The sequence below is a fragment of the Methanobrevibacter sp. genome (assembly GCF_045611865.1).
Lineage (GTDB): Archaea > Methanobacteriota > Methanobacteria > Methanobacteriales > Methanobacteriaceae > Methanocatella.
Genome location: NZ_JAZKXX010000008.1, coordinates 1 through 20691, shown reverse-complemented (window position 1 = coordinate 20691; position 20691 = coordinate 1). Strand labels below are relative to the sequence as shown.

Annotated in this window: 27 protein-coding genes; 19 read left to right on the top strand and 8 right to left on the bottom strand. The window is 33.3% G+C overall.

Going from position 1 to position 20691, the window contains the following annotated elements:
• Positions 1 to 75 precede the first annotated feature (75 nt).
• From ACKI32_RS00655 to ACKI32_RS00625, 7 genes are all read left to right on the top strand, one after another.
• Entirely contained in the window at positions 76 to 1182 is a 1107-nt protein-coding gene (locus tag ACKI32_RS00655) for an ABC transporter substrate-binding protein (RefSeq protein WP_407412750.1), read from the top strand.
• A 7-nt stretch (positions 1183 to 1189) separates the two neighbouring features.
• Positions 1190 to 2203 (top strand): FecCD family ABC transporter permease, encoded by a 1014-nt coding sequence (locus ACKI32_RS00650; protein WP_407412749.1) that lies wholly within the window; start codon positions 1190 to 1192, stop codon positions 2201 to 2203.
• The gene (locus ACKI32_RS00645; protein ID WP_407412748.1) at positions 2194 to 2997 is read left to right on the top strand and encodes an ABC transporter ATP-binding protein; all 804 of its coding nucleotides are present in this window, start codon (positions 2194 to 2196) and stop codon (positions 2995 to 2997) included. Before ACKI32_RS00650 ends, ACKI32_RS00645 begins: the two co-directional genes overlap by 10 nt.
• A gap of 9 nt (positions 2998 to 3006) precedes the next feature.
• Positions 3007 to 3576 carry an FmdE family protein gene (locus ACKI32_RS00640; protein ID WP_407412747.1) on the top strand — a complete coding sequence of 190 codons (570 nt, stop codon included), beginning with the start codon at positions 3007 to 3009 and terminating at the stop codon, positions 3574 to 3576.
• A 231-nt stretch (positions 3577 to 3807) separates the two neighbouring features.
• The gene (locus ACKI32_RS00635; protein WP_407412746.1) at positions 3808 to 4458 is read left to right on the top strand and encodes a peptide ABC transporter permease; all 651 of its coding nucleotides are present in this window, start codon (positions 3808 to 3810) and stop codon (positions 4456 to 4458) included.
• A complete protein-coding gene (locus ACKI32_RS00630) occupies positions 4455 to 5096 on the top strand; it encodes a MotA/TolQ/ExbB proton channel family protein (protein WP_407412745.1) in 642 nt (213 codons plus the stop codon). The genes ACKI32_RS00635 and ACKI32_RS00630 overlap by 4 nt, the downstream gene beginning before the upstream one ends.
• Before the next feature lie 4 nt (positions 5097 to 5100).
• Complete coding sequence (locus tag ACKI32_RS00625; RefSeq protein ID WP_407412744.1) at positions 5101 to 5400, top strand: DUF2149 domain-containing protein; 300 nt, start codon at positions 5101 to 5103, stop codon at positions 5398 to 5400.
• Between the two features lie 87 nt (positions 5401 to 5487).
• On the opposite strand, the gene ACKI32_RS00620 is transcribed toward ACKI32_RS00625, so the two are convergent.
• The 4 genes from ACKI32_RS00620 to ACKI32_RS00605 form a co-directional block, all read right to left on the bottom strand.
• Positions 5488 to 6090, bottom strand: coding sequence for a class I SAM-dependent methyltransferase (locus tag ACKI32_RS00620; protein ID WP_407412743.1), 603 nt, complete (start codon positions 6088 to 6090; stop codon positions 5488 to 5490).
• A 187-nt stretch (positions 6091 to 6277) separates the two neighbouring features.
• Complete coding sequence (locus ACKI32_RS00615; protein ID WP_407412742.1) at positions 6278 to 7717, bottom strand: transposase; 1440 nt, start codon at positions 7715 to 7717, stop codon at positions 6278 to 6280.
• A gap of 190 nt (positions 7718 to 7907) precedes the next feature.
• On the bottom strand, positions 7908 to 8603 hold the full coding sequence (locus ACKI32_RS00610; RefSeq protein WP_407412741.1) for a hypothetical protein: 696 nt from the start codon (positions 8601 to 8603) through the stop codon (positions 7908 to 7910).
• Positions 8604 to 8639: 36 nt separating this feature from the next.
• Complete coding sequence (locus ACKI32_RS00605; protein ID WP_407412740.1) at positions 8640 to 9302, bottom strand: hypothetical protein; 663 nt, start codon at positions 9300 to 9302, stop codon at positions 8640 to 8642.
• A gap of 958 nt (positions 9303 to 10260) precedes the next feature.
• Between ACKI32_RS00605 and ACKI32_RS00600 the strand changes: the two genes are divergently transcribed.
• From ACKI32_RS00600 to ACKI32_RS00560, 9 genes are all read left to right on the top strand, one after another.
• The gene (locus ACKI32_RS00600; protein WP_407412739.1) at positions 10261 to 11475 is read left to right on the top strand and encodes an MFS transporter; all 1215 of its coding nucleotides are present in this window, start codon (positions 10261 to 10263) and stop codon (positions 11473 to 11475) included.
• Positions 11476 to 11874, top strand: coding sequence for a PaaI family thioesterase (locus ACKI32_RS00595; RefSeq protein ID WP_407412738.1), 399 nt, complete (start codon positions 11476 to 11478; stop codon positions 11872 to 11874). It begins immediately after the preceding gene.
• 21 nt (positions 11875 to 11895) lie between these two features.
• A complete protein-coding gene (locus ACKI32_RS00590) occupies positions 11896 to 12192 on the top strand; it encodes an aldo/keto reductase (RefSeq protein WP_407412737.1) in 297 nt (98 codons plus the stop codon).
• Complete coding sequence (locus ACKI32_RS00585) at positions 12125 to 12721, top strand: aldo/keto reductase (protein WP_407412736.1); 597 nt, start codon at positions 12125 to 12127, stop codon at positions 12719 to 12721. The genes ACKI32_RS00590 and ACKI32_RS00585 overlap by 68 nt, the downstream gene beginning before the upstream one ends.
• 95 nt (positions 12722 to 12816) lie before the next feature.
• Positions 12817 to 13002, top strand: a complete 186-nt coding sequence (locus ACKI32_RS00580) for a 4-oxalocrotonate tautomerase family protein (protein ID WP_407412735.1) — start codon at positions 12817 to 12819, stop codon at positions 13000 to 13002.
• Between the two features lie 11 nt (positions 13003 to 13013).
• Complete coding sequence (locus ACKI32_RS00575; RefSeq protein ID WP_407412734.1) at positions 13014 to 13529, top strand: flavodoxin family protein; 516 nt, start codon at positions 13014 to 13016, stop codon at positions 13527 to 13529.
• A 29-nt stretch (positions 13530 to 13558) separates the two neighbouring features.
• A complete protein-coding gene (locus ACKI32_RS00570; RefSeq protein ID WP_407412733.1) occupies positions 13559 to 13834 on the top strand; it encodes a carboxymuconolactone decarboxylase family protein in 276 nt (91 codons plus the stop codon).
• Positions 13835 to 13845: 11 nt separating this feature from the next.
• Entirely contained in the window at positions 13846 to 14274 is a 429-nt protein-coding gene (locus ACKI32_RS00565) for a cupin domain-containing protein (RefSeq protein ID WP_407412732.1), read from the top strand.
• Positions 14275 to 14342: 68 nt separating this feature from the next.
• A complete protein-coding gene (locus ACKI32_RS00560; protein ID WP_407412731.1) occupies positions 14343 to 14876 on the top strand; it encodes a flavodoxin family protein in 534 nt (177 codons plus the stop codon).
• A 32-nt stretch (positions 14877 to 14908) separates the two neighbouring features.
• On the opposite strand, the gene ACKI32_RS00555 is transcribed toward ACKI32_RS00560, so the two are convergent.
• From ACKI32_RS00555 to ACKI32_RS00545, 3 genes are all read right to left on the bottom strand, one after another.
• Positions 14909 to 15307 carry a winged helix-turn-helix transcriptional regulator gene (locus ACKI32_RS00555; protein ID WP_407412730.1) on the bottom strand — a complete coding sequence of 133 codons (399 nt, stop codon included), beginning with the start codon at positions 15305 to 15307 and terminating at the stop codon, positions 14909 to 14911.
• Between the two features lie 619 nt (positions 15308 to 15926).
• Complete coding sequence (locus tag ACKI32_RS00550; RefSeq protein WP_407412729.1) at positions 15927 to 16634, bottom strand: metal-dependent hydrolase; 708 nt, start codon at positions 16632 to 16634, stop codon at positions 15927 to 15929.
• A gap of 8 nt (positions 16635 to 16642) precedes the next feature.
• Positions 16643 to 17341: a DsbA family oxidoreductase gene (locus ACKI32_RS00545; RefSeq protein ID WP_407412728.1), complete on the bottom strand. Its 699-nt coding sequence runs from the start codon at positions 17339 to 17341 to the stop codon at positions 16643 to 16645.
• Positions 17342 to 17397: 56 nt separating this feature from the next.
• Here ACKI32_RS00545 and ACKI32_RS00540 point away from each other — a divergent pair, with 56 nt between their 5' ends.
• Positions 17398 to 17811: a winged helix-turn-helix transcriptional regulator gene (locus tag ACKI32_RS00540; RefSeq protein WP_407412727.1), complete on the top strand. Its 414-nt coding sequence runs from the start codon at positions 17398 to 17400 to the stop codon at positions 17809 to 17811.
• A 50-nt stretch (positions 17812 to 17861) separates the two neighbouring features.
• Positions 17862 to 18848: an NADH-dependent flavin oxidoreductase gene (locus ACKI32_RS00535; RefSeq protein ID WP_407391760.1), complete on the top strand. Its 987-nt coding sequence runs from the start codon at positions 17862 to 17864 to the stop codon at positions 18846 to 18848.
• On the opposite strand, the gene ACKI32_RS00530 is transcribed toward ACKI32_RS00535, so the two are convergent.
• The gene (locus ACKI32_RS00530; protein WP_407379295.1) at positions 18826 to 19401 is read right to left on the bottom strand and encodes a TMEM175 family protein; all 576 of its coding nucleotides are present in this window, start codon (positions 19399 to 19401) and stop codon (positions 18826 to 18828) included. The genes ACKI32_RS00535 and ACKI32_RS00530 overlap by 23 nt on opposite strands.
• A 103-nt stretch (positions 19402 to 19504) precedes the next feature.
• Here ACKI32_RS00530 and ACKI32_RS00525 point away from each other — a divergent pair, with 103 nt between their 5' ends.
• Positions 19505 to 20509 (top strand): tRNA-dihydrouridine synthase, encoded by a 1005-nt coding sequence (locus ACKI32_RS00525; RefSeq protein ID WP_407379293.1) that lies wholly within the window; start codon positions 19505 to 19507, stop codon positions 20507 to 20509.
• Positions 20510 to 20691: the final 182 nt, after the last annotated feature.

The following is a 20691-nucleotide window of genomic DNA, read 5'->3' as shown; positions in this document are numbered from 1 at the left end:
AGAAATATTTTAGAAAACTTATAAATAACCTAATGAACATATATTTCTATCGACATAATATATTTAAGGGATTATATGGAAAAGAAAATTAAAGTGATTATTTTATTGTTGATTGTTTTAGTAATAGCAGGAGTTGCTACGCATATGTTTTTAACTCCTTCAACTGTTGAGACTGTTGGTTCTAAAAATGTAACCGATATGATTGGTAGGGATGTTGAAATCCCCTCTTCTGTCAGCAATGTTGTAGCAACCAGCCCTCCAATGACTACTGTACTGTATATGATTGCACCGGATAAGCTGAAAGCCGTTAACTTCCAGTGGACAGATGATGAAATGAAATATGTTCCCGGCCAATATCAAAACTATCCCGTTGTTGGTGGATGGTATGGAACACAAGACGGAAGCTATGAAGAATTTATCGCATCCGAACCTGATATCGTAATTGAGTCTATTGATGAAGGCGGTGACGGTGATGCCTCTGTAGTAAAAGAGAGACAGGAAAAATTCGGTTCAATACCTGTAATTGCAGTTAAAGACACAACAAATGTTGAAAAGGTAGGCGAATCAATAACATTTATGGGTGAAGTTGTCGGAGCCCAGGACAAGGCTAAAGAATTGAATGATTTCAACCAAAAATACCTGGATATTGTGCATGACAGGTCATCTAAATTGTCAGATTCCGATAAGGTCAGAGTATACTATGCCCAAGGTGATGACGGACTTCAGACAACTCCTTCACATTCCACACACGGGCAGTTAATTGATTTGATTGGTGGAATAAATGTGGCTGATTCTGTTGCTCAGGGAAACACCACCGGTGGCGTTCAGGTATCCATTGAGCAGGTCATGAGCTGGAATCCTGATAAAATTATCACAAATGACCCTGAATTTTATGCAAAAGTTTATTCCGATTCTAATTGGGGAAAACTTGATGCCGTTAAAAACAAGGAAGTTTATCTATCTCCACAGTCCCCGTTCAAATGGTTTGACAGGCCTGTTGGGGCAAACATGATTATCGGAGTTCCATGGACTGCAAAATGTCTGTATCCTGGTGATTACAAGGACATCAACATGGTAGATGCTACCAAGGAATTCTACAGTGATTTCTATCACTTCGATTTAAGTGATGATCAGGCAAAACAAATATTGCTGGATTCAGGACTCAAGGAATCAAATCTTTAGTGGTATCATGGATAAGGAAACAAAAGAGATTATAAGTATCATACTTTTAATCTTTTTTCCAATTGTTTTATTTTTCGCATCATTCCTTCTTGGAAGATATCCGATAAGTCCGGTTGATGTTGTCAATACGATATTATGTCCAATATTTCCACAATTGGAAGTAAATCCGACAATAACAACCATCGTTTATGAAATAAGACTTCCGAGAATCATAGGTGCGATTGTTGTCGGAGCTTGCCTTGCAATTTCGGGAGCGGCTTTCCAGTCAATATTCAAAAACCCTCTTGTATCTTCTGATCTTTTAGGCGTATCCAACGGCGCAGGTTTTGGAGCCGCTTTGGCCATACTGATTAGTGGAGCGAATATTGTAACTCAAATATTCGCATTTATTTTTGGTTTGATATCAGTATCTGCCACTTATTTGATTTCCAGGACTTATAATGCCGGCGGAATACTAGTTTTGGTACTGTCTGGAGTTGCAATATCTGCATTTTTCAATGCATTGATTTCAGCCATAAAGTTCATTGCAGATCCCGATGACAAACTGCCCGAAATCGTATACTGGCTGATGGGGTCTTTAGCATCAATCAATGCCGATAAGCTGTTCATGATTGCAATACCGGTAGTCATTGGGCTTGCGGTTCTTCTGGCCTTAAGATGGCATATGAATCTGCTTGCAATGGGGGATGAAGAGGCACAGTCTTTGGGTTTGAACCCTTCAAGAATCAGATTATTGATTATTGCAGGTTGCACACTGCTTACATCAGCAGCGGTTTCAATAAGCGGAATTGTGGGTTGGATCGGTTTGATTATTCCCCACATGGCCCGTATGATTGTAGGTCCGGACAACAGGATACTGCTTCCTGCATCATTGAGTTTAGGTGCAAGTTTCCTGTTATTGATTGATAACATATCAAGGGCAGTGATATCCATAGAAATTCCAATAGGAATACTTACAGCAATCATTGGTGTTCCAATTTTCCTATACTTGCTTAAGAGAGGTTATTCAGAATGGTCGTAGAAAACAAGTTGTTTGAAGTGAAAAATATTTCATTTGACTATGACGGCGAGGAGATATTTTCAAATATCAGCTTTTCTATTGAAAAAGGTGATGTATTATGTATTCTGGGACCGAATGGGACTGGAAAAACCACGCTTATAAAATGCTTAAACGGTTTGCATGAGATTAATTCCGGTGAAATTTTGATTAATGGTGAAAACATTAAAAAATTATCGTTTAAGCAAATATCAAAACATATCGGATATATTCCACAGGCCCATGTTCCATCATTTCCTTTTAAGGTGTTTGATGTAGTCCTTATGGGAAGAGCACCATATCTTAATTTAACTGATTCTCCAAAGGATGAAGACAAAAAGATTGCTCTGGATGCTCTAAAGACTTTAGGCATTGAAGATTTAAAAGACAAGGAATACACTAACTTAAGCGGTGGAGAGCGCCAATTGGTATTTCTTGCAAGAGTATTATGTCAAAAGCCGGACATATTGATATTGGATGAGCCGACTTCACACCTTGACTTTGGAAACCAGATTAAGCTTCTGGAAATAATTGATAATCTTGCAAAAAGCGGATTGTCAATCATAATGTCATCGCACTTTCCAGATCATGCATTCTTGAGCTCAACAAAAGTGGCCATCATGAAAAACAAACAATTCATTGATTTTGGAGTCCCTGATGATGTTGTAACAGAAGAAAACTTGAAAAAAGCGTATTCGATTGATGTTAAACTTATGGAATTGGATGACAAACGTAAGGTTTGTGTACCAATGAAAACTAACTTGAAATTAGATTTATAAGGTGATTATATGAATGAAAAAGACTATGATGAACAATTAACAAAGGCAGCCAATTTCCATGGCCATGTATGTGGAGGAATAGCTATCGGAACAAAACTTGCAATGTATGGAATGGAACTGCTTGGAATGGAATTGAATAAGAAACATAAGAATTTAATTGTATTTTTGGAAATCGACAGATGCATGTCCGATGCGGTTCAGTCAGTTACAGGCTGTTCCATGGGAAAAAGAACCCTAAAACAGATGTATTATGGCAAGTTTGCTGCAACATTTATGAATCAAGACACAGGTGAAGCTTTAAGAATAACTGATGCGGATGCAAACAAAAAATTCAAGGATGAGGAAACCAAAGAGGAAATGATTGCCCGTTTTAGAAGAACTCCTCCTGAAGAATTGTTCAAAGTGGACAAAGTAAGAATTGAATTGGGTCCCGGAGACATGCCCGGTAAACCTTACACTACAGCATTCTGTTCAGTTTGTGGTGAAAAAGTGTCCGATGGCCGTCATAAATTAATCGGAGGAAGACCTGTCTGCAAGTCCTGTGCGGAAGGATCTTACTATGAAATAATAGAAGAATGATTACATTATGATGAATTAATCATTTTGTAATTTTTTATTTTTATTATATTATTTAATTTTTATATTTTATCGATATTTTTTATGTATATCATATTTAACAGATTTATAATTTATCTTTACTTATTTTAAGTGTTTTAAACTTATTAGTTTATTTTTAAATAATTAATCTCGATATATTTATATATTCATATTGACATATATAGAATTTGTAAAAAGCATAATGGTAAAAATATGGATTTGATTGGGGGATACTTGCTGGTAATTCTGATATTGTTTGCAGCCAATATCGGTTTGCTTTTTGGAAATTTCAAGTTCAGCAATGTTAAATTGGTTGGAATTTCTGCAATGTTTTTTGCAGCCACATTTATAATGATTTATGCTTCAAGTTTCTTAAATAACTCATTATCATTTATGTGGGATTATTTTAGCTATTTATTTTTTGTAATTTTTGCAGTATTGATTGTTTCAGTAATATTTTACATAAAAAATGATAGGTTTAAACCAGCATTATATCTGATTTTGCCAGTATCTCTAATTTCAATTATATTTCTTTCTTCTCAAGCAGATTGGGATATTATTTCCATGATTTTATACTCTTTATGTGTTTTTATTATTTTATTTGTTGTTTATCAACTTTCAAAATTATTGCATCATGCTAAAAGACAATACTCAGCAATAATTGGGGAATATATGTGTCTATTTGCAATTTTGATGTTCATATTTGCTTTAACATATGATTCTGCAAGGACTCTTGATTACACTGCGTTCAGTCCTTTTTTAATTTTAACACCCACTTATCAGTTGATTTATATTGTTATTGTTATTGTTGTCATTTTGGTCATGGGCGTGTTTATAAATGACAGAAAAGGGGGAAATTCATGATTATTCAAGGAACTGAGACGTTAACTGCATTCATACATATACTTTCAGAAAGCTTATTGACACCGGTTATTGTTTTGTTGGTAGTTTCAATAATAATAGTCATTCTTGCTTTCGGAGGTTTAGTTAATGAATATATTTCAAGAAAACCAATTTCATCAAATGATTTGGAAAATTTAGTTAGAAAAATTTCTTTTTCAACTAATGTGGAGCAAATGAAAAATGAAATAAATAGCAGTAATTTATTTGATTATCAAAAAGTAGTTTTAACACGAATCGCTGATAATTATGACATTGGATCCGATGCAAGAAAAGCCCTGGCGAGTGAGTTAATATCTGCTGAAGAGACAAGATTAATCAAAAAAACAAATAAAACTGATATTTTGGTTAAGGTAGGTCCTAGTTTAGGTCTTTTGGGTACTTTGATACCCTTGGGTCCGGGTCTTGCGGCACTTGGAACAGGTGACATTTCAACTCTTGCACAATCTCTTACAATTGCATTTGATACAACAGTTACCGGTTTGACTGTCGGCGCTTTGTCTTATCTTATTTCCAAATATAAAAAACAATGGTATGAATCAGAATTAATAGATTTAGAAACTTTAGCTGAAGCAGAATTGGAAACTATAAATAAATGGTGAGAAAATGCTTAGAAAAAGGAGAAGGATTTCAGAATCAGTTGATGATGATCCTATGAGTGGATTAAATAACCTTTCAGATGCTATGCTCGTATTGGCATTGGGCTTTTTAATTTTTGCAATCATGGCCTTGTCTGTCAATCCCGACATGATTCATGAGCAAAGTAAAACCCAAGATGTTTCAACAGCAGAAACATTCAGCCAAAACTATTCGGATGCAGGCGGTCTTGAAGACAGCGGATATAGTGAGGTTGGTAAAGTTTACGAAGACCCTACTACCGGTGAGCTTGTAATGGTATCGGGTTGAGTTTAAAAATTATCCTAAATTAGGTCTGTTGGAATTTAAAATAGTATAAAGTTTCACAGACCTAAAAAAAGGAAATTTATTCAAAAATTATTCTTTTTGAAACATTATCAAATAGTGGGATTTTCCTTGAGGAATGTCCTCGCCTATTTCTTCATTTAAATAAACTTTTTTAAGATTATGTTTTGCAAAAAACTCTTCCAATTCTTCAGGTGAGCTTCTTACAGGAGTTGGAGGGCCTTTTGGAACATCCCATGCTTTATAATCCATAATTGCTATTTTGCCATCTTGTTTGATGATTCTTGCAAATTCACTAATTGCCTCATCTATTTTTCTTGAAGCTTTAAAGCCATGGAAAACGTTTACCATTAAAACTACATCGATAGATTCATCTTCAACACCAGGGATTCCCTCTGTAATGTCTGCTTCAATATTAATAAGATTTTCTACATTGTTTTCTTTTTTATAGGTTTCCATATCTTCAATAGATGCATCGTAAATGTCTACTGCATAAACGGTTCCGTTTGGAAGATATTCTTCAACTACTTTAATTGCATTGTGACCATCACCACAACCTGCATCCATAAACACTTCATCACCATTAAGGTTCAATTCGGATAAGATTTCATCGGAATCTAGGAAAAATGCACTTGAAAATCCGTGAGCCCTATGACCATTTTCAGTTTTCATCATTTTATCACCTAAATAATAATCTTTAAGAAATACTATTTAATTATTTTCAATATGATGAAGTATTCATAACAATTGAATAATATTTGAATTGAATAATTTAGTTGATGAATGCATAACTGAGTGTTGGCAGAAATTATTAGATTTTGAACATTTTTCATTTACTCCATTAGATCTTTTTAATATTTTTTTAAGTTAGTGATATGAATTTTATTGAACTAATAACCGAGTGTAAATCCATTTTATTCACTTTAATAAGATTAAACAATCTTATTAAGTTGTAAGAAGCTACAATTGTGAACATTAGGTTTTGTACTCTTTTTAATCCAATTATTGGAAGGCAATCATAGTTGTAAATTCTTTTGAAAGTCCCATTATGTGCTTCTACAGTCTTTGAACGTAACTTATAGTCTTTTATTCCATCTTTAGTGGACATTAATCTTTCAACTTTGTACGTAACTTCGTGAACATACCTAGTTATTGTTCTATGGTTAGTTGTGTAGCATTTTCCTTTGTATTTACAATTTTTGCAGGCTTGATAGTTGGAATAGACCAATTTGATTTTATTTCCCCCACCTTTTTCTTGTGGAGCATGATATGCTCCATCAAGAGTTAATTCTTCATTATTGGGACAAATGAAAACATTTTTATATTCATCAAAAACAAAATAATCTATAGCAAATGGATTGTCAGGTAGATTACCTGAATTCTCTCTATTTTGCTGTTTTGTTGGAATTAAAGCAGTTATACCTAATTCTTCGAGATATTGCAAATTTGCTAGTGTTGAATAAATTGTATCCGCGCTAATTTTTTGGGGTTTAATTTGTAAATTAACGAGGATTTGATTCATTAATGCAGGAATTTGATAATGATCCGTGGGATTTTGAACTGCATTAACTCCACATATTAACTTCGATTTGGTATCAGTGCCCAATTGAATGTTAGATGAAAATTTAGGATACTTTTGCCCATTATCTTTAACTTTCATCAGTCGAGCATCATGATCATTCAAAGCCAACGACACCTGGCCAGAATAATCCAACAGCTGCCACCAATGAAAAAGAATTTCAATTTTTTCTTCATCATTTTTTGATTTATCGTCTAAAAATTTTCGTGCTGTTCGTCTAAGCTTTTTAATTTCATCTTTAGTTAATTCTTCGACCATATAATGCTTTATTAATAAACTAATGTCCTTTTCTTTGATTATATTGAATGAAGAATTGTAAGCATTTTTTATTGTTCCATCAATTGCAATATGTTCAAAATCTGTTAATCCAATTCTATTGGCCACAATTAGGATAAAACTCATAATTAATTTGTAAATTGATTGAAAATACTTAAAATAATCACGTATTGTTCTGTCACTTGGTTCTATGGCATGTGAAATTAAATTATACAAGTGATTGTACTTCGCATTATAAGCCAGTTTCACAGTACTTGTGATTTTATTTATATATCCATAAAAAATTAGTTTTATCATATCTTTGAGGTTAAACGGTGGTTTTCCAACATTGGAAATTTTTCGTTCGATTTTAAAGAAATTAAAAGTACCATCAACGATTGTTGATGCAAGATACATTAGTTGAAATTCATCTTCCATTTCTCCTATTTCCCTACTTTTATCGCTCAAAACATAGTTATTCAAAATCATATCAATTAAAAACTCCTATATTGAATAAAATAATTATAGATTTAACTATAATTAATTCTATATTTGTTATTTCTAATATAAATAAATTTAAAGGCTCTGTCTAAAATTGTCATGATGACATATGCCCCATTTGTTTATTCGTGAGTTGTAATGGCTCTGTCTAAAATTGTCATGATGTAGCATCGATTTTTTGGTTGTTGCAGTGATTTTTTAAGTTGTTTTGTTCATTGAATAAAACATTTCTTTCCATCCATCTGATTTTTTGTAGTCTTATCCATCTTATTAGTCCTTCTCTTGTTCGATATATTCTTTTTATGTGGCTAGGTAGCGTTATTTTGAAGTATCCTTCGATTTTGTTGTTTGTTCTGGGTATTTGTGGGTTTTTGTAGTATTCTATTGTTTTGTCGAATTTGTTGTTTAGGTTTTTTAGGTATTTTTGTGTGTTGTCGTCGAATTGGTCTATTTGGTGATATATTGTTCTGAATCTTCTTATTGCAGCTTTTGAAGTGTCTGTATCGTAAATATTGGCTATTCTTTCGTTGATTCGTTCTTGTTCTTTGAGTTCTTTTCTTTTTTGTTTTAGTTCATTTCTGTATTTTCTGTTGTCTTTCATTAGTTTTTTTCGTTTTTTGATTCTTCTTATCCTTGTTGTTTCTTTTTTTGATACTCTTTTGGGCATTCCTTTGTTGTATTCTTTTAGTTTTGTTATTCTTTCTTCGTTTTCTTCTATTTTTCTTTCTAGTGTTTTTATTCTTCTTTTTATTTTGTTGATTTTTTTGTAGGATTTGTCGTTGTGGTGTTTGATGATGTGGAATATGCAGAGTTGGTGTTTTATGCAGATTCGTTCAATTATTGGTGGATACATTGTATGGCCATCGGTTATTAGTACTTTTTTAGGTAGTCATTCTAAGGAGTATTTTAGAAAGATTTCCACGAAATCTTGATCGAAATCTTCTTGATATATTACTTGATCATTAATTATTAAGTTTGTTACGGCATCAATGATGGTCAATCGGACTGTTTTTATGCCATTTTCGTGTAAAAATTCTTCATCGTAGTGGTATATGCCGCTGGGTTCGATTTTTGTTTCTTTTAGGAGTTTTTGTAGGTTTTCTTCTTTTTGTGTGATGAATGATGTGTCGTATGTTGATTCGTGATAATATACTGTTTGGCGGTTTAATCGTATTCCATTTTCGAGTTTTATTATTTCTGCCTTCTTTTGATAGGATAAATAAGTAATGGATTCATATTCTAGTGATTTTTCGCAAATTGCACGTGTATAATTTGAGTATCTTTTTATGAAATTTTCCAAACTTGTGAAATGTGTTTTTCCACATTCTGGGCAGATGTACTGTTTTTTACGTATGCCTTCCCATTTGTTAGGTTTAGCTGGCCTAGAACCATTACTGTTCATCGAGATATTGCATTTGGGACACAATGGTCTTTCATATTCATAATAAACAATTTTTGTGTAATAATCACCATAATACTCCTGGAAAAAGCCCAAATCATCAGGACTGATTAAATTACACACATTTAACTGGTCAGATTCTATAAAATACAAAGGTTTATTTAAAATGTCAACAATATTATAACTTGTAAAGGGGTTTATTGAGAGCATATATAATAATATACCCTTTACATTATTTATATACTTCTATTTTTAAAACTACCAAACCTACATGCTTAAAAAGACTATAACTTGGTATTTACCAAGTTACAGAAATATCCATATATAATCAACTTGTTTAATATAAAAAGAGAGCCATTCCATCAAAATAAAACTTCACCAAGGAGTATTGAATTTAACTAACCGCAAAATACGATTTAATCAATTTAAAAATCAGACAATAATCCATTTCAAATATGAGGAATTTAAATATTCCTAAAATTAATACAACAATATTACAACTCACGAATAAACAAATGGGGCATATGTCATCATGACAATTTTATACAGAGCATTTTCATTTCATTTTCTTTATATTTTTATATAATTGGGGGTCTAATATTATGTGTGGAGCGAAAAGTACATTATATTTTGTATAGTATACGGGCAAAATCCATTATGTATAATTTGAGCGTCATTTAACTTATGGATAATTAATATTAATTTTTTTCTTAATTAACTTAATATGACTTATTTTATGATTTTATTAAGTGTATTATAGTGATATTTCTAAAAAAGAAGTATTATTTTAAGTAATTGATTTGGATTTTTTTAGCAGGTGTTTATATTTTGTATAGTTTTTTCACCATATTGACTTTATATTTGGTGTAAATTCTTTGAAAAATTATTGAGAAATCATTCATTAAATTTTTCATATTCTATATTTCCAATATCATATTTACTAGTCAATTATATTTGAGGCTTTAACAAACACTCGCTTACACTTTGTAGGTCTCTGGTGAATGGCCCTGCTTAATAACCGGGACATATTTGGTTTGAATGTTAGGCATGTGATTTAGATGGCATCGATGCCACATTATACTTAAATATAAATTTTTATTTACAATGAAACATGAAAAGCGAAAATCAAACAGTTAAGATGACAACATTTTTGGCAGGCCTTTTTGCAATATGTTCCGGGCTTGCAATAGGTAATCTGTATTGGGCTCAACCGTTGCTTGTACAGATTACCAATGGATTTGGACTTTCCGCTGCAAGCGGAGGATTATTGGTTACTGCAACCCAAATCGGGTATGCAATAGGAATACTTTTTATTGTACCATTAGGAGACTTTGTGCGCAGAAAAAGACTGATTAGCATTGTAATGCTATTGTCCATTGCCACATTAATGGCATGTGCCCTATCACCATCTTTTATCATATTGGCATTGTCATTATTCAGCATGGGTATTGTAACAATCTCCGGACAGATTATTCTGCCGTTGGCAGGTGATTTAAGCAGGGATGAAGAACGTGGACGCATAGTGGGAATAGTATCTTCCGGAATAACAACCGGAATATTGTTTTCAAGATTTGCAAGCGGAATCATTGCAGGATTCTGGGGATGGAGATCAGTATACCTGATAGCAGCCGTATTGAACCTGATTATGGCATTAGTCATAATATATGTTCTTCCTGAAATTCCAAGGAAAAACAAACTTGATTCATATAAAGGACTCATATTCAGCGTATTTACAACATTCAAAAGACATAAAACATTGCCTAGAATATTATTGCACAGCGGATTAATCTTCGGTTTGCTTTTCAATATCTTCTGGACAGCTTTGACATTCCTTTTGTCTGCTGCACCATTCAACTATAATACTTTCCAAATTGGGCTTGTCAGTCTGGCGGGTCTTGTTGCTGCGGTATTTGGAATTTACTTCGGCAAACTGCAGGACAAAGGCTTAAGCGTACCGTCTTTAGGAATATTTGTTATTATCTCCATATTGTCCATGATTGGCGGATTTGCATTTTCAACTTCAATTATAGCTATTGTGATTATTGCGGCAGTATTTTCAATAGCTGTACAGGGAATATCTGTTTTGGCACAGGCAAGATTATTTGCTCTCTCCAATGAGGAGCGAAGCAGATTAAATACAGTATTTGTTGTAAGCAATTTCATATTCGGTGCTGTTGGAAGTGCACTTGCATCATTCCTATGGGCCTCAGGCGGATGGTCATATGTCATGATAGGTTCAATAGTAATTTCAGTCATGGCATTAGGTGTGTGGTTGTCTTCAAGAAAACCGTTTAGAGAAGCTGATAATTTAATATTAGGTGATTAAATGGCAACTTTTACTACACTTGAACTAGCAAAGGAATTTTTCAGCAGGGATGAATTTGCAGCAAGTATGGGCATTCAGTTGGATGAGATTACAGATGATTCCTGCGTATGCAGTTTAAAGCTTCGTGATGATTTCAGAAATGTTTACGGATCAGTTATTGGTGAGGCAATATTTACTTTGGGTGATTTCGCTTTTGCAGTACTGACAAACCAGCTGCACAAACCGACAGTTGGCCTTCAGGTAAGTATCAATTTCCTAAGTTCATCTAAAGGAGATGAGCTTATTGCCTATGCGCATTGCCATAAAAATGGAAGAACCACATCGGTAATTAACATTGATATTGTGGATGATACTGGAAGAGATATTGCACAGTTTGTTGGTACAGGCTATAAGATGTAGCTTTTTTTGAGGGGGAAAATTATGGAATTTAAAGTATTGAATGATGGTGTTGAAATTCCAAAAGTGGGCTATGGTGTTTATCAAACTCCAAAAAGAAAAACCGCACAGTTAGTTAATGAGGCCATTGAAGTAGGCTACAGGCATATTGATACTGCGCAAAATTACTCTAATGAAGCTGAAGTGGGAAAAGCGATTGTGGGAAGTGGAATTTCAAGAAACGATATATTTGTTACAACAAAAACTCAAACCAATGGTTATAAAAGCACATCCCGAGGAATTGACAGATCGTTGGAGGAATTCGGTTTTGACTATTTTTGATTTGATTCTGATTCACTGGCCAACAGGGGATAACATTGGGACCTATAGAGCATTGGAGGATGCTTTAAATGAAGGAAAGTGTAGGGCAATTGGCCTCAGCAATTTTAACTCACAGCAGTTTTCACAAATCATTGAAGAGTGTGATGTCAGACCTGCAGTCAATCAGATTGAAACACATATAATGTGGCAGCAGAAAAGAATGCATAAATTCCTGTCAAAAAATGATTGCATTCATGAGTCATGGTCTCCCTTTTCATCCGGAAGTTTCAACATGTTCAATGATGAAACAGTATTGGATATTGCCAATAATCATGATAAAACTCCGGCTCAGATTATATTAAGGTTTTTAATTCAGAATGATATTGTTGTCATTCCAAAATCTTCATCTAAAGATCGGATGAAAGAGAATTTGGATGTCTTTGATTTTGATTTGAATCGTGATGAAATTTTTAGAATTAGGAATTTGGATAAAAACCAGTCTTATTGTAATTGGCCATATTCTATGCAGTATGAGGCAGTTAATCCTTAAAAGGTGGCATCAATGCCACATTAATCTTATATTAATTATTTTTTAAAATATTACTTGATGAGTTAAACTCATATAAAAATTAGGAGATGATAGATATGCCAGTAATCAGTTTTGATATTGTGGAATTAGAAAAAGAACAGAAAGAAATTTTAGCTCGTGAATTTTCAGAGTCCGCTTCAAGAGTAACAGGCCTTCCGATTGAAATGATTTATGTCTTGTTCAATGAAAGAAAAGCTGATAACGTCGGTGTTGGTGGTGTTCTTTTAAGCAATCAGGAATAATGGTGGTATAAATGAGTAAAAAAGTACTTGTTATTAGCTCTTCACCGAGAATTGGTGGAAATTCAGATACGATGTGTGATGAATTTGTAAAAGGAGCACTTGATGCAGAGAATGAAGTTTTTAAATATAATCTGGAAGAAATCAGCTTCAGCTCATGTAAAGCATGTTACAAATGCAAAACTCCTGAGATGAAATGTTTCCAGGAGGATGGGCTAGGTGAAGTTTTAGATAAAATGATGGAAGCGGATGTAATTGTTTATGCAACTCCAATTTACTATTTTTCCATGTGTGGAACATTAAAAATGTTCTTTGACAGATGTTATCCTATATTCAACCATCTAGAAAATAAGAATTACTATATTATAACTTCTGCGGGATCTAGTAATGGAAATGCATTGACTGGAATCAGGGATTTCATTAGCTTTTCCAAAAATCCGACAGAAAAGGCAGTATTTAGTGTTTTTGGTGATGTGAAAAAACAGTCCGACTTGTTAAAAGAAGTATATGAAGCAGGTTTTAACTGCTGATGAGATGTGAATGTTAATGTAGTGAGGGTGTGGACAAAATACCATTTGACAAACTGGAAGAATTCTTCAAACAATTTATCTTTGAGAATTTTTACACAAGAAATGGAATGGAAATTAAAACTAGAAAACTGCTTAAATTGGCTGCATTGACAACTCTTGGTTCAAATGGTATTGAAGAATGCATCAAAGCAAATTTGAAATTGGGAAATGATAAGGAAAAATTGTATGAAGCTATTGTCCAATGTATTCCGTATGTTGGATTTCCGCAATGTTTAGATGTGATTGAAGAAATAACTAAAATATAGAGGCGTATTAAATGAACAATAAAGAGGAATTTGATAAAGAAAATGTTTTTGGATTGGGGATGCCTAATGACATGTTTGCACAATACTTTATAGGTCAATCCTACTTAAACCCATTGGTGGACATTGATAATACCAATATTTTTGTAGCCAATGTTACTTTTGAACCTGGTTGCAGAAATAACTGGCATATCCACAATGCAAAAAGCGGAGGGGGGCAAGTCTTAATCTGCACTGCAGGTGAAGGATGGTATCAGGAACAAGGAAAACCCGCACAAAGCCTAAAGCCAGGTGTTGTAATCAATATTCAACCGGGCATCAAACATTGGCATGGTGCTAAAAAAGACTCATGGTTTAGCCATGTGGCTGTTGAGGTACCGGGTGAAGACTGCTCCAACGAATGGCTGGAACCTGTAGATGATGAGGAATACGACAAATTATAAAAAAGAAATCGAATTCTCAGGATGCAAACACGTATGAAATCTTTAATTTTTTTTTTAGTGGTGATTTAATGAAAATTATCGTTTTGAAAGGAAGTCCAAATATTAACGGCTCTTCTAATCTGCTTGCAGACAACTTTATTAATGGAGTAGAAGAAGCAGGCCATATTGTTGAAGAAATTGATGCTGCTCATGCAGACATTGCGTCATGCACGGGTTGCGTCAGCTGTGGCTATGAGGGTCCATGCATACTTAGCGATGATATGGATATTTTCAGAGAAAAAATCCTTGAAGCGGACATGCTGGTGTTCGTAACTCCATTATACTATTATGGGATGTCCGCACAGCTTAAAATTCTAATTGACAGGTTCTGTTCTGCAAACAGTTCCATTCACTCAAAGCATTTCAAATCTGCACTTATAACGGTTGCATATAATTCTTCAGGGTGGACATTTGATGCACTGGAAGCTCATTATGATACTCTAGTTAAATATCTTAATTTAGATGATCAAGGTAGAATTTTAGGTTATGGTTGTGGCACTCCGTCAATGACAAAATACTCTGATTATCCTAAAAAGGCTTATGAATTTGGAAAAAGTTTATAATCCTGTTTTATTAATATGGATTTGATTTTCCATTATTTCAAATCCAATATTTCAAGATACATTTCTTTTAATTCTTCTTTTTCATAATCGTTATAGTGTTCGTTATTTTTATCATTGTTTAAGGCAAAGAGTAGCAGTTCGTAAAAGACTTTATTTAGTGAATGTCCTTTTTCGGTTAGGTGGTATGTGATTTCATTTTCATCCATGGATTTTGTTATTAATCCGTTCTGTTCCATTGTTTTTAGACATCTTGTTAATGCTTTGTTGTCTAATGTTTTTCTGTTGGTTTGAAATTCATTGAAATGTGTTTTTCCCAAAAACAGATCTCTTAAAATGTGCAATGTCCATTTGTTACTTATGTCCTTGATTGCATCTTCAACTGGATTTCTTTCGTATTTCTTTTCGTAGTACTTTATTTTTTTTGCATCCATGTTTATTAGTTTGGTTTTTTGACTTTTTTTAATTTTTCTAAATGTTAACGTTAATGATTAATAGCTACTTTTTTACTTTCAATTTCCTGAAATCTATTTCACATTAACATAAAGCATTGTTAATCTTATTTTAATCTCAATGCGCACATAATAATTGTCGAAAGTTAGTTTTGAATAGCTGAACCCTTTTATGTTAAAAGGATATATTATGTTTCCAATAGTTAATAGGATTGAGGGATATTTGTTGGAAAACATCCACTAGAAAATTTATATAATGTTGAGTCAATATATGATTAAGGGCTAAAAGTAGTAAATATTTTGTATAGTATACGGGCAAAATCCATTGTACATAATTTGAGCGTTATTTGAATTATTGGTCATTAATATTAAGTTTTTTCATCATTAACTTAATATAACTTATTTTATGATTTTGTTAAGAATAATATATTGGTATTTTTAAAAAATAAGTCTTTTTTTAAGGAATTAATTTGGCCTTTTTTTAGTTGGTATTTATATTTTGTATAGTTTTTTCACTATATTGACTTCATATTCGGATTAAATTCTTTGATAAATTATTGAGAAAATATTCAAAACAAAAGTGTTTTATGACTTCATTTTATTATTTATTTTTAAATTCATAAATATCAAGAGGTTTTAAAAGTATCGTTTCGCAAGAGGTTGTTTCCTTTTCAACTAGTTTTTTAAATTCGTTTTCGTCCTGCATGATTGAAGGAAATGAATTGTAATGCATTGGAATCACATATTTCGGATTGATCCATTTCGCTGCTATTGATGCTTCTTTTGGATCCATTGTGAATATGTTCCCAATAGGAAGCAATGCCAAATCAGGTTTGTAAACTTCACCCACAACAAATTTCAAATCAGAGAACAGTCCGGTATCGCCTGCCTGGAACACTTTAAATCCATCTTCAAATTCAAACAAGAAGCTTGAGGGATTTCCACCATAACCCATATCCATTTCAAAGTCATATGAAGAGGAATGTTTTGCATCAAGCATTCTAATTTTAACGTTTCCTGCCATAATTACTGCCCCATAATTGATTCCAACTGCATTAATCCCTTTTCTTTGCAGATAATTTGAAATCTCATAATTGCAGACTACTGTGGAATTGCAGTTTCTGGCTATTTCTGCCGCATCTCCGAAGTGGTCTGCATGGGCATGGGTAATGCAGATGATATCTGGATTCAATTCATCAACATTCAATGTGCAGTTTGGATTTGCACGGATGAACGGATTAACCAGAATGTTTGTTCCATCATTGCTTATAAATTCAAATGCAGAATGACCTAACCATCTCAATTTCATATTAACACCTAAATCCTACAGATTCCATCTTCACAGCTGTCTGTTTCATTGTTTTCATCAACTTCATTTTCACTCATGATTTGGCTTAAAACGGTTTTAAAGTCATTGTAGGATAATGCTCCCGGAACGGAATACTTTCCATCAAACAGATAAAATGGAACTGCATGTATTCCGCCTGTTAGGGCTATTTCTTCATCTCTTTCAACTGCACTGTTGAATAAATCGCTATCCAAAACTTCTCCAATCTCTTCTTTTTCAAGGCCCGCTTCACATCCGACATCCAACAACACGTCTCTATCTGCCAATTTTAAGTTTTTTGTAAAATATGCATCAAATAGTATTGCATTTAAGTTTTCAACGAGTTCGGAATCGTTTTTGCTTTGTGCAAGTTTCATCAGTCTGTGGGCATTGCGGGTGTTGGTGTAAAGTGTTGATGCATATTTAAAATCAATTCCCTCTTCAATGCCTAATCTTGATATTCCTTCCACTTCCTTTTGAGAATCATCAAAAGACAATCCATATTTGATTGCAAATCTCTCAACGGTCGTTGATTCAACGTCTTCAGGTGCATTTTGGTCAAGTTCAAATGCATGAATATCAAATTCAATTTCATTTTCAAGGCATAAATCTCTAATTGCTTTTTTCAGTCTTGTATTTCCGATATAACAGTAAGGACATGCAAAATCGCTCCAGTATGTAATTTTCATTTTCATCCCTCCAAATCTATTTAAATTATTATTTACAATAGTTAATTAATAAATACGTGAGTAATTCCAAAGTTACTAAAGTTGATACTATGGTTGAAAATAACGTCTGTCCAATTGGAAACACCTTGGATTTCTTTAACAGAAAATGGATATTCTGCATATTGTCTAATATTTTCCGGGGAATGAAACATTTCTCTGAGTTTAAAAAGGCGAATCCCACAATCAGCAATCATATTCTATCTGAAACATTAAAGTATATGGAAGAAAATAATCTGGTTTCCAAAACTACAATTGAAGACGGCTCAAGGGTTCAAACTGAATATTCCCTAACTGAAAAGGGTTTAAAGACAAATAAGATTCTCTATGAAATCACCTCTTATTATTTCAATGAGCTTAACTATGCTGGATATGATGATGCTCAAAGGCAGGAAGTTCTTAAAGAATATGAGCAGGCTTTCAACATCAGGTAATTTTTGAGTTACTGAACTCTTTTTATACTATTTTTTACTTATTTTAAATCATGAAAGATATTTTTGATAATTGTCAATTTGGAGATTTAAAACTCAAAAGCAGAGTTGTAAGAACCGGCCTGTGGCAGACACAATCAATTGGTGAATTGTATGACAAATATGAAAGCATGGCTAAAAGCGGTGTTGGATTAATAATAACAGAATTGATTTCAGTTTATCCGAAGGATAAATTTTCAGAGTATTCAATCAGAAGTGGTGCTCCACAATTCATGGTTGAAGCCAAACGATTAGCGGATATTGCACATGAGCATGATGTTGCAATTTTTGGCCAAATCGAATTCATCCAGTTCAACAGAGGAATAGACTTAAACATTGACATCAACGATTTGACAATTGATGATATCCGCCAGATCCAGTCAGACATTATCGTTGCAGCACAAAAACTTAAGCTGGCAGGATTTGATGGAATACAATTGGCTTTAGGAAATAACTTTTTTCTCTCAAAGTTCATAGACCCATATTTCAATCAAAGATTGGATAATTATGGTGGAGACACCTTCAACAGAATGAGGCTTGTTTTGGAATTGGTAAAAGTAATCAAAACCAATCTGGATTTCCATGTAAGCTGCAAAATCAATGCATATGATGGAAGAAAAGGTGGAATCGACAAGGATGAAAGCATAGAAATGTGCAAGCTGCTTGAAAAGGTAGGTGCTGATAGTCTTCAGGTTACAAAACCTCTGTCCCCTCTGTATTTTACAAAAGATGTTTCAGAAGAAGAGGAACTTGTCGAATTCAGCCAAAAGTTAATTAAGGAAGTTGATATTCCGGTTATTTTGGGCGGAGGATTTGACAGCCAGAAGCACATGAATGATTTATTGAATAAAACGGATATTGAATTTTTATCAATGTATCGGCCATTTTTAGCTGAATCAGATTTCCTAAAATCATGGAAAAAATCTGGTGACGGCGTGTCAAGGTGTAAAAAGTGCAATAACTGTTACAGAACCAAAACTAGTCAATGTTATCACTTTTGATTGACATGTAAACATGTATGAACCATGTTAAAACTACAACAAATACAAATACGACAATGATTTCGGCAGTGAAAAGGTAACCTAAAATTATTCCGATTGCATATAACAGTAGGTGCAGTCCGGTTCTTTTCAGGTTCAACAATTGCTTCAGGTCACTATTGTGTTCAATATTGATAATCATCCAGAACAGCACATCATATGCAAGTTCAATTACAATAAAAAAGATACAGTAGCACAGCTGTGCATTGATGTTTGTGAAATTGTTTGAGATTAGCAGAGTAAAGTATGGAAGAAGGGACATTACAAAAACGACAAGTCCTGTCATTGCTATTACTTTACCATCTATTTTTTTAATTATTTCAAAGATTATGTGGAAGAAATACCAGTTTGTCAAAACTACAATGAAACTGGTCAGATATGCAAAAAAGTTAGTTTTCAAAGCCCAAAAACCAGCAAACGTTATTGTTTCTGGTTGGGGCAGTTCAAGGACAATAACAGTTAATATGATTGCAAGTACTGCATCAACAAATGCCTCTAATTTTTCTGAATTCACATTTAACACCTTCAGTATATATTATGATTTTCATCTTTTAAGTGCTGTTGGTAACTCTTGAATTACTAATCTCTTTTTATACTTGCTTGAATAATTTAAATTTATGAAAAGCATATTCGATAACACTCAATTTGGTAGATTTAACCTTAAGAATCGTATCATCAGATCTGGTCTGTGGGAATCTGAAAATGAATCCCAAAAAAACTTGACTCCAGCGATATACAAAAGATATGAAGATTTGGCTAAAAATAACATTGGAATAATAGTAACTGAGTTGATTTCAATGTATTCTCATGACCGCTTCAGTGACTATTCTCACTACATCAACTATCCGTATTTCATTAAGGAGTTCAAGCAAGTGACAGATATTGCCCATGAATTCGACACACCAATTTTTGCACAAATTGGTTTTATAAACTGCAACATCAACGGAAAACAGATGATGGAAGTCAATGATTTGGAAATTGAAGATATTAGAAAAATCCAGACAGATTATGTTGTCGCCGCTAAAAAAGTTGCATTTGCAGGGTTTGACGGCATTCAGTTAAACATCGGAAATAACTATTACCTTTCACGAGTTATGGATCCGTTTGAAAACCAACGGAAAGACAATTACGGTGGAAACACTTTCAATCGTGTCAGGATGGTTTTGGAAATAATAAAGCTAATCAAGCAGACTACTGATTTGCACATCCACTGTAAGGTTAATTTGTATCAGGATGAAAAAGATTCATTGGAAATTTGTAAAATACTGGCTGAAAACGGTGCAGACAGTTTGCAGATTACTAAATTCCTCTCACCGCAGTATTTCAGAAAAGGTCAAAACAATGAAAACATGCTGGTAAGTTTTGCAGACAAAGTTGTCGGTGAAGTTGATATTCCGGTTGTTTTGGGAGGGGGATGGTCAGATATGAAAAGCATTGAACACTTGTTGAATAATACAGGAATTGAATATCTGTCGATGTATCGTCCATTTGTTAGAAATCATGGCTTTTTGACAGAATGGAAAGAAAATAACTACGGACAATCTGATTGTAAGACATGTAACAACTGTTATTGGAAAAAATCTAGTGTTTGTCTTATTGGCTCTGAAGAGCAATCTAAATAATTTAACTCAATGAGTTATTTTTTATCTTTTTTTAATTTATCGGCTTTGTAGAAATCCTATTTGATTTTTGCAAAAATTTTTTAAAAATTTATTTTTATTTCTATTTTTACTTATAATCTATTAAAATTGTCTAATTATTGTGTATTAAGATTTACACTTGAAATTTCACATCGATTAGAAAA

What these genes read in the sequence shown, in the direction of transcription:
- ACKI32_RS00655 (WP_407412750.1), top strand. Translation starts at nt 76, where the DNA reads ATGGAAAAGAAAATTAAAGTGATTATTTTATTGTTGATTGTTTTAGTA.
- ACKI32_RS00565 (WP_407412732.1), top strand. Translation starts at nt 13,846, where the DNA reads ATGAACAATAAAGAGGAATTTGATAAAGAAAATGTTTTTGGATTGGGG.
- ACKI32_RS00630 (WP_407412745.1), top strand. Translation starts at nt 4,455, where the DNA reads ATGATTATTCAAGGAACTGAGACGTTAACTGCATTCATACATATACTT.
- ACKI32_RS00610 (WP_407412741.1), bottom strand. Translation starts at nt 8,603, where the DNA reads ATGTATCCACCAATAATTGAACGAATCTGCATAAAACACCAACTCTGC.
- ACKI32_RS00525 (WP_407379293.1), top strand. Translation starts at nt 19,505, where the DNA reads ATGAAAAGCATATTCGATAACACTCAATTTGGTAGATTTAACCTTAAG.
- ACKI32_RS00575 (WP_407412734.1), top strand. Translation starts at nt 13,014, where the DNA reads ATGAGTAAAAAAGTACTTGTTATTAGCTCTTCACCGAGAATTGGTGGA.
- ACKI32_RS00590 (WP_407412737.1), top strand. Translation starts at nt 11,896, where the DNA reads ATGGAATTTAAAGTATTGAATGATGGTGTTGAAATTCCAAAAGTGGGC.
- ACKI32_RS00635 (WP_407412746.1), top strand. Translation starts at nt 3,808, where the DNA reads ATGGATTTGATTGGGGGATACTTGCTGGTAATTCTGATATTGTTTGCA.
- ACKI32_RS00650 (WP_407412749.1), top strand. Translation starts at nt 1,190, where the DNA reads ATGGATAAGGAAACAAAAGAGATTATAAGTATCATACTTTTAATCTTT.
- ACKI32_RS00595 (WP_407412738.1), top strand. Translation starts at nt 11,476, where the DNA reads ATGGCAACTTTTACTACACTTGAACTAGCAAAGGAATTTTTCAGCAGG.
- ACKI32_RS00585 (WP_407412736.1), top strand. Translation starts at nt 12,125, where the DNA reads ATGGTTATAAAAGCACATCCCGAGGAATTGACAGATCGTTGGAGGAAT.
- ACKI32_RS00535 (WP_407391760.1), top strand. Translation starts at nt 17,862, where the DNA reads ATGAAAGATATTTTTGATAATTGTCAATTTGGAGATTTAAAACTCAAA.
- ACKI32_RS00545 (WP_407412728.1), bottom strand. Translation starts at nt 17,341, where the DNA reads ATGAAAATTACATACTGGAGCGATTTTGCATGTCCTTACTGTTATATC.
- ACKI32_RS00600 (WP_407412739.1), top strand. Translation starts at nt 10,261, where the DNA reads ATGAAAAGCGAAAATCAAACAGTTAAGATGACAACATTTTTGGCAGGC.
- ACKI32_RS00640 (WP_407412747.1), top strand. Translation starts at nt 3,007, where the DNA reads ATGAATGAAAAAGACTATGATGAACAATTAACAAAGGCAGCCAATTTC.
- ACKI32_RS00550 (WP_407412729.1), bottom strand. Translation starts at nt 16,634, where the DNA reads ATGAAATTGAGATGGTTAGGTCATTCTGCATTTGAATTTATAAGCAAT.
- ACKI32_RS00620 (WP_407412743.1), bottom strand. Translation starts at nt 6,090, where the DNA reads ATGATGAAAACTGAAAATGGTCATAGGGCTCACGGATTTTCAAGTGCA.
- ACKI32_RS00560 (WP_407412731.1), top strand. Translation starts at nt 14,343, where the DNA reads ATGAAAATTATCGTTTTGAAAGGAAGTCCAAATATTAACGGCTCTTCT.
- ACKI32_RS00625 (WP_407412744.1), top strand. Translation starts at nt 5,101, where the DNA reads ATGCTTAGAAAAAGGAGAAGGATTTCAGAATCAGTTGATGATGATCCT.
- ACKI32_RS00580 (WP_407412735.1), top strand. Translation starts at nt 12,817, where the DNA reads ATGCCAGTAATCAGTTTTGATATTGTGGAATTAGAAAAAGAACAGAAA.
- ACKI32_RS00555 (WP_407412730.1), bottom strand. Translation starts at nt 15,307, where the DNA reads ATGGATGCAAAAAAAATAAAGTACTACGAAAAGAAATACGAAAGAAAT.
- ACKI32_RS00645 (WP_407412748.1), top strand. Translation starts at nt 2,194, where the DNA reads ATGGTCGTAGAAAACAAGTTGTTTGAAGTGAAAAATATTTCATTTGAC.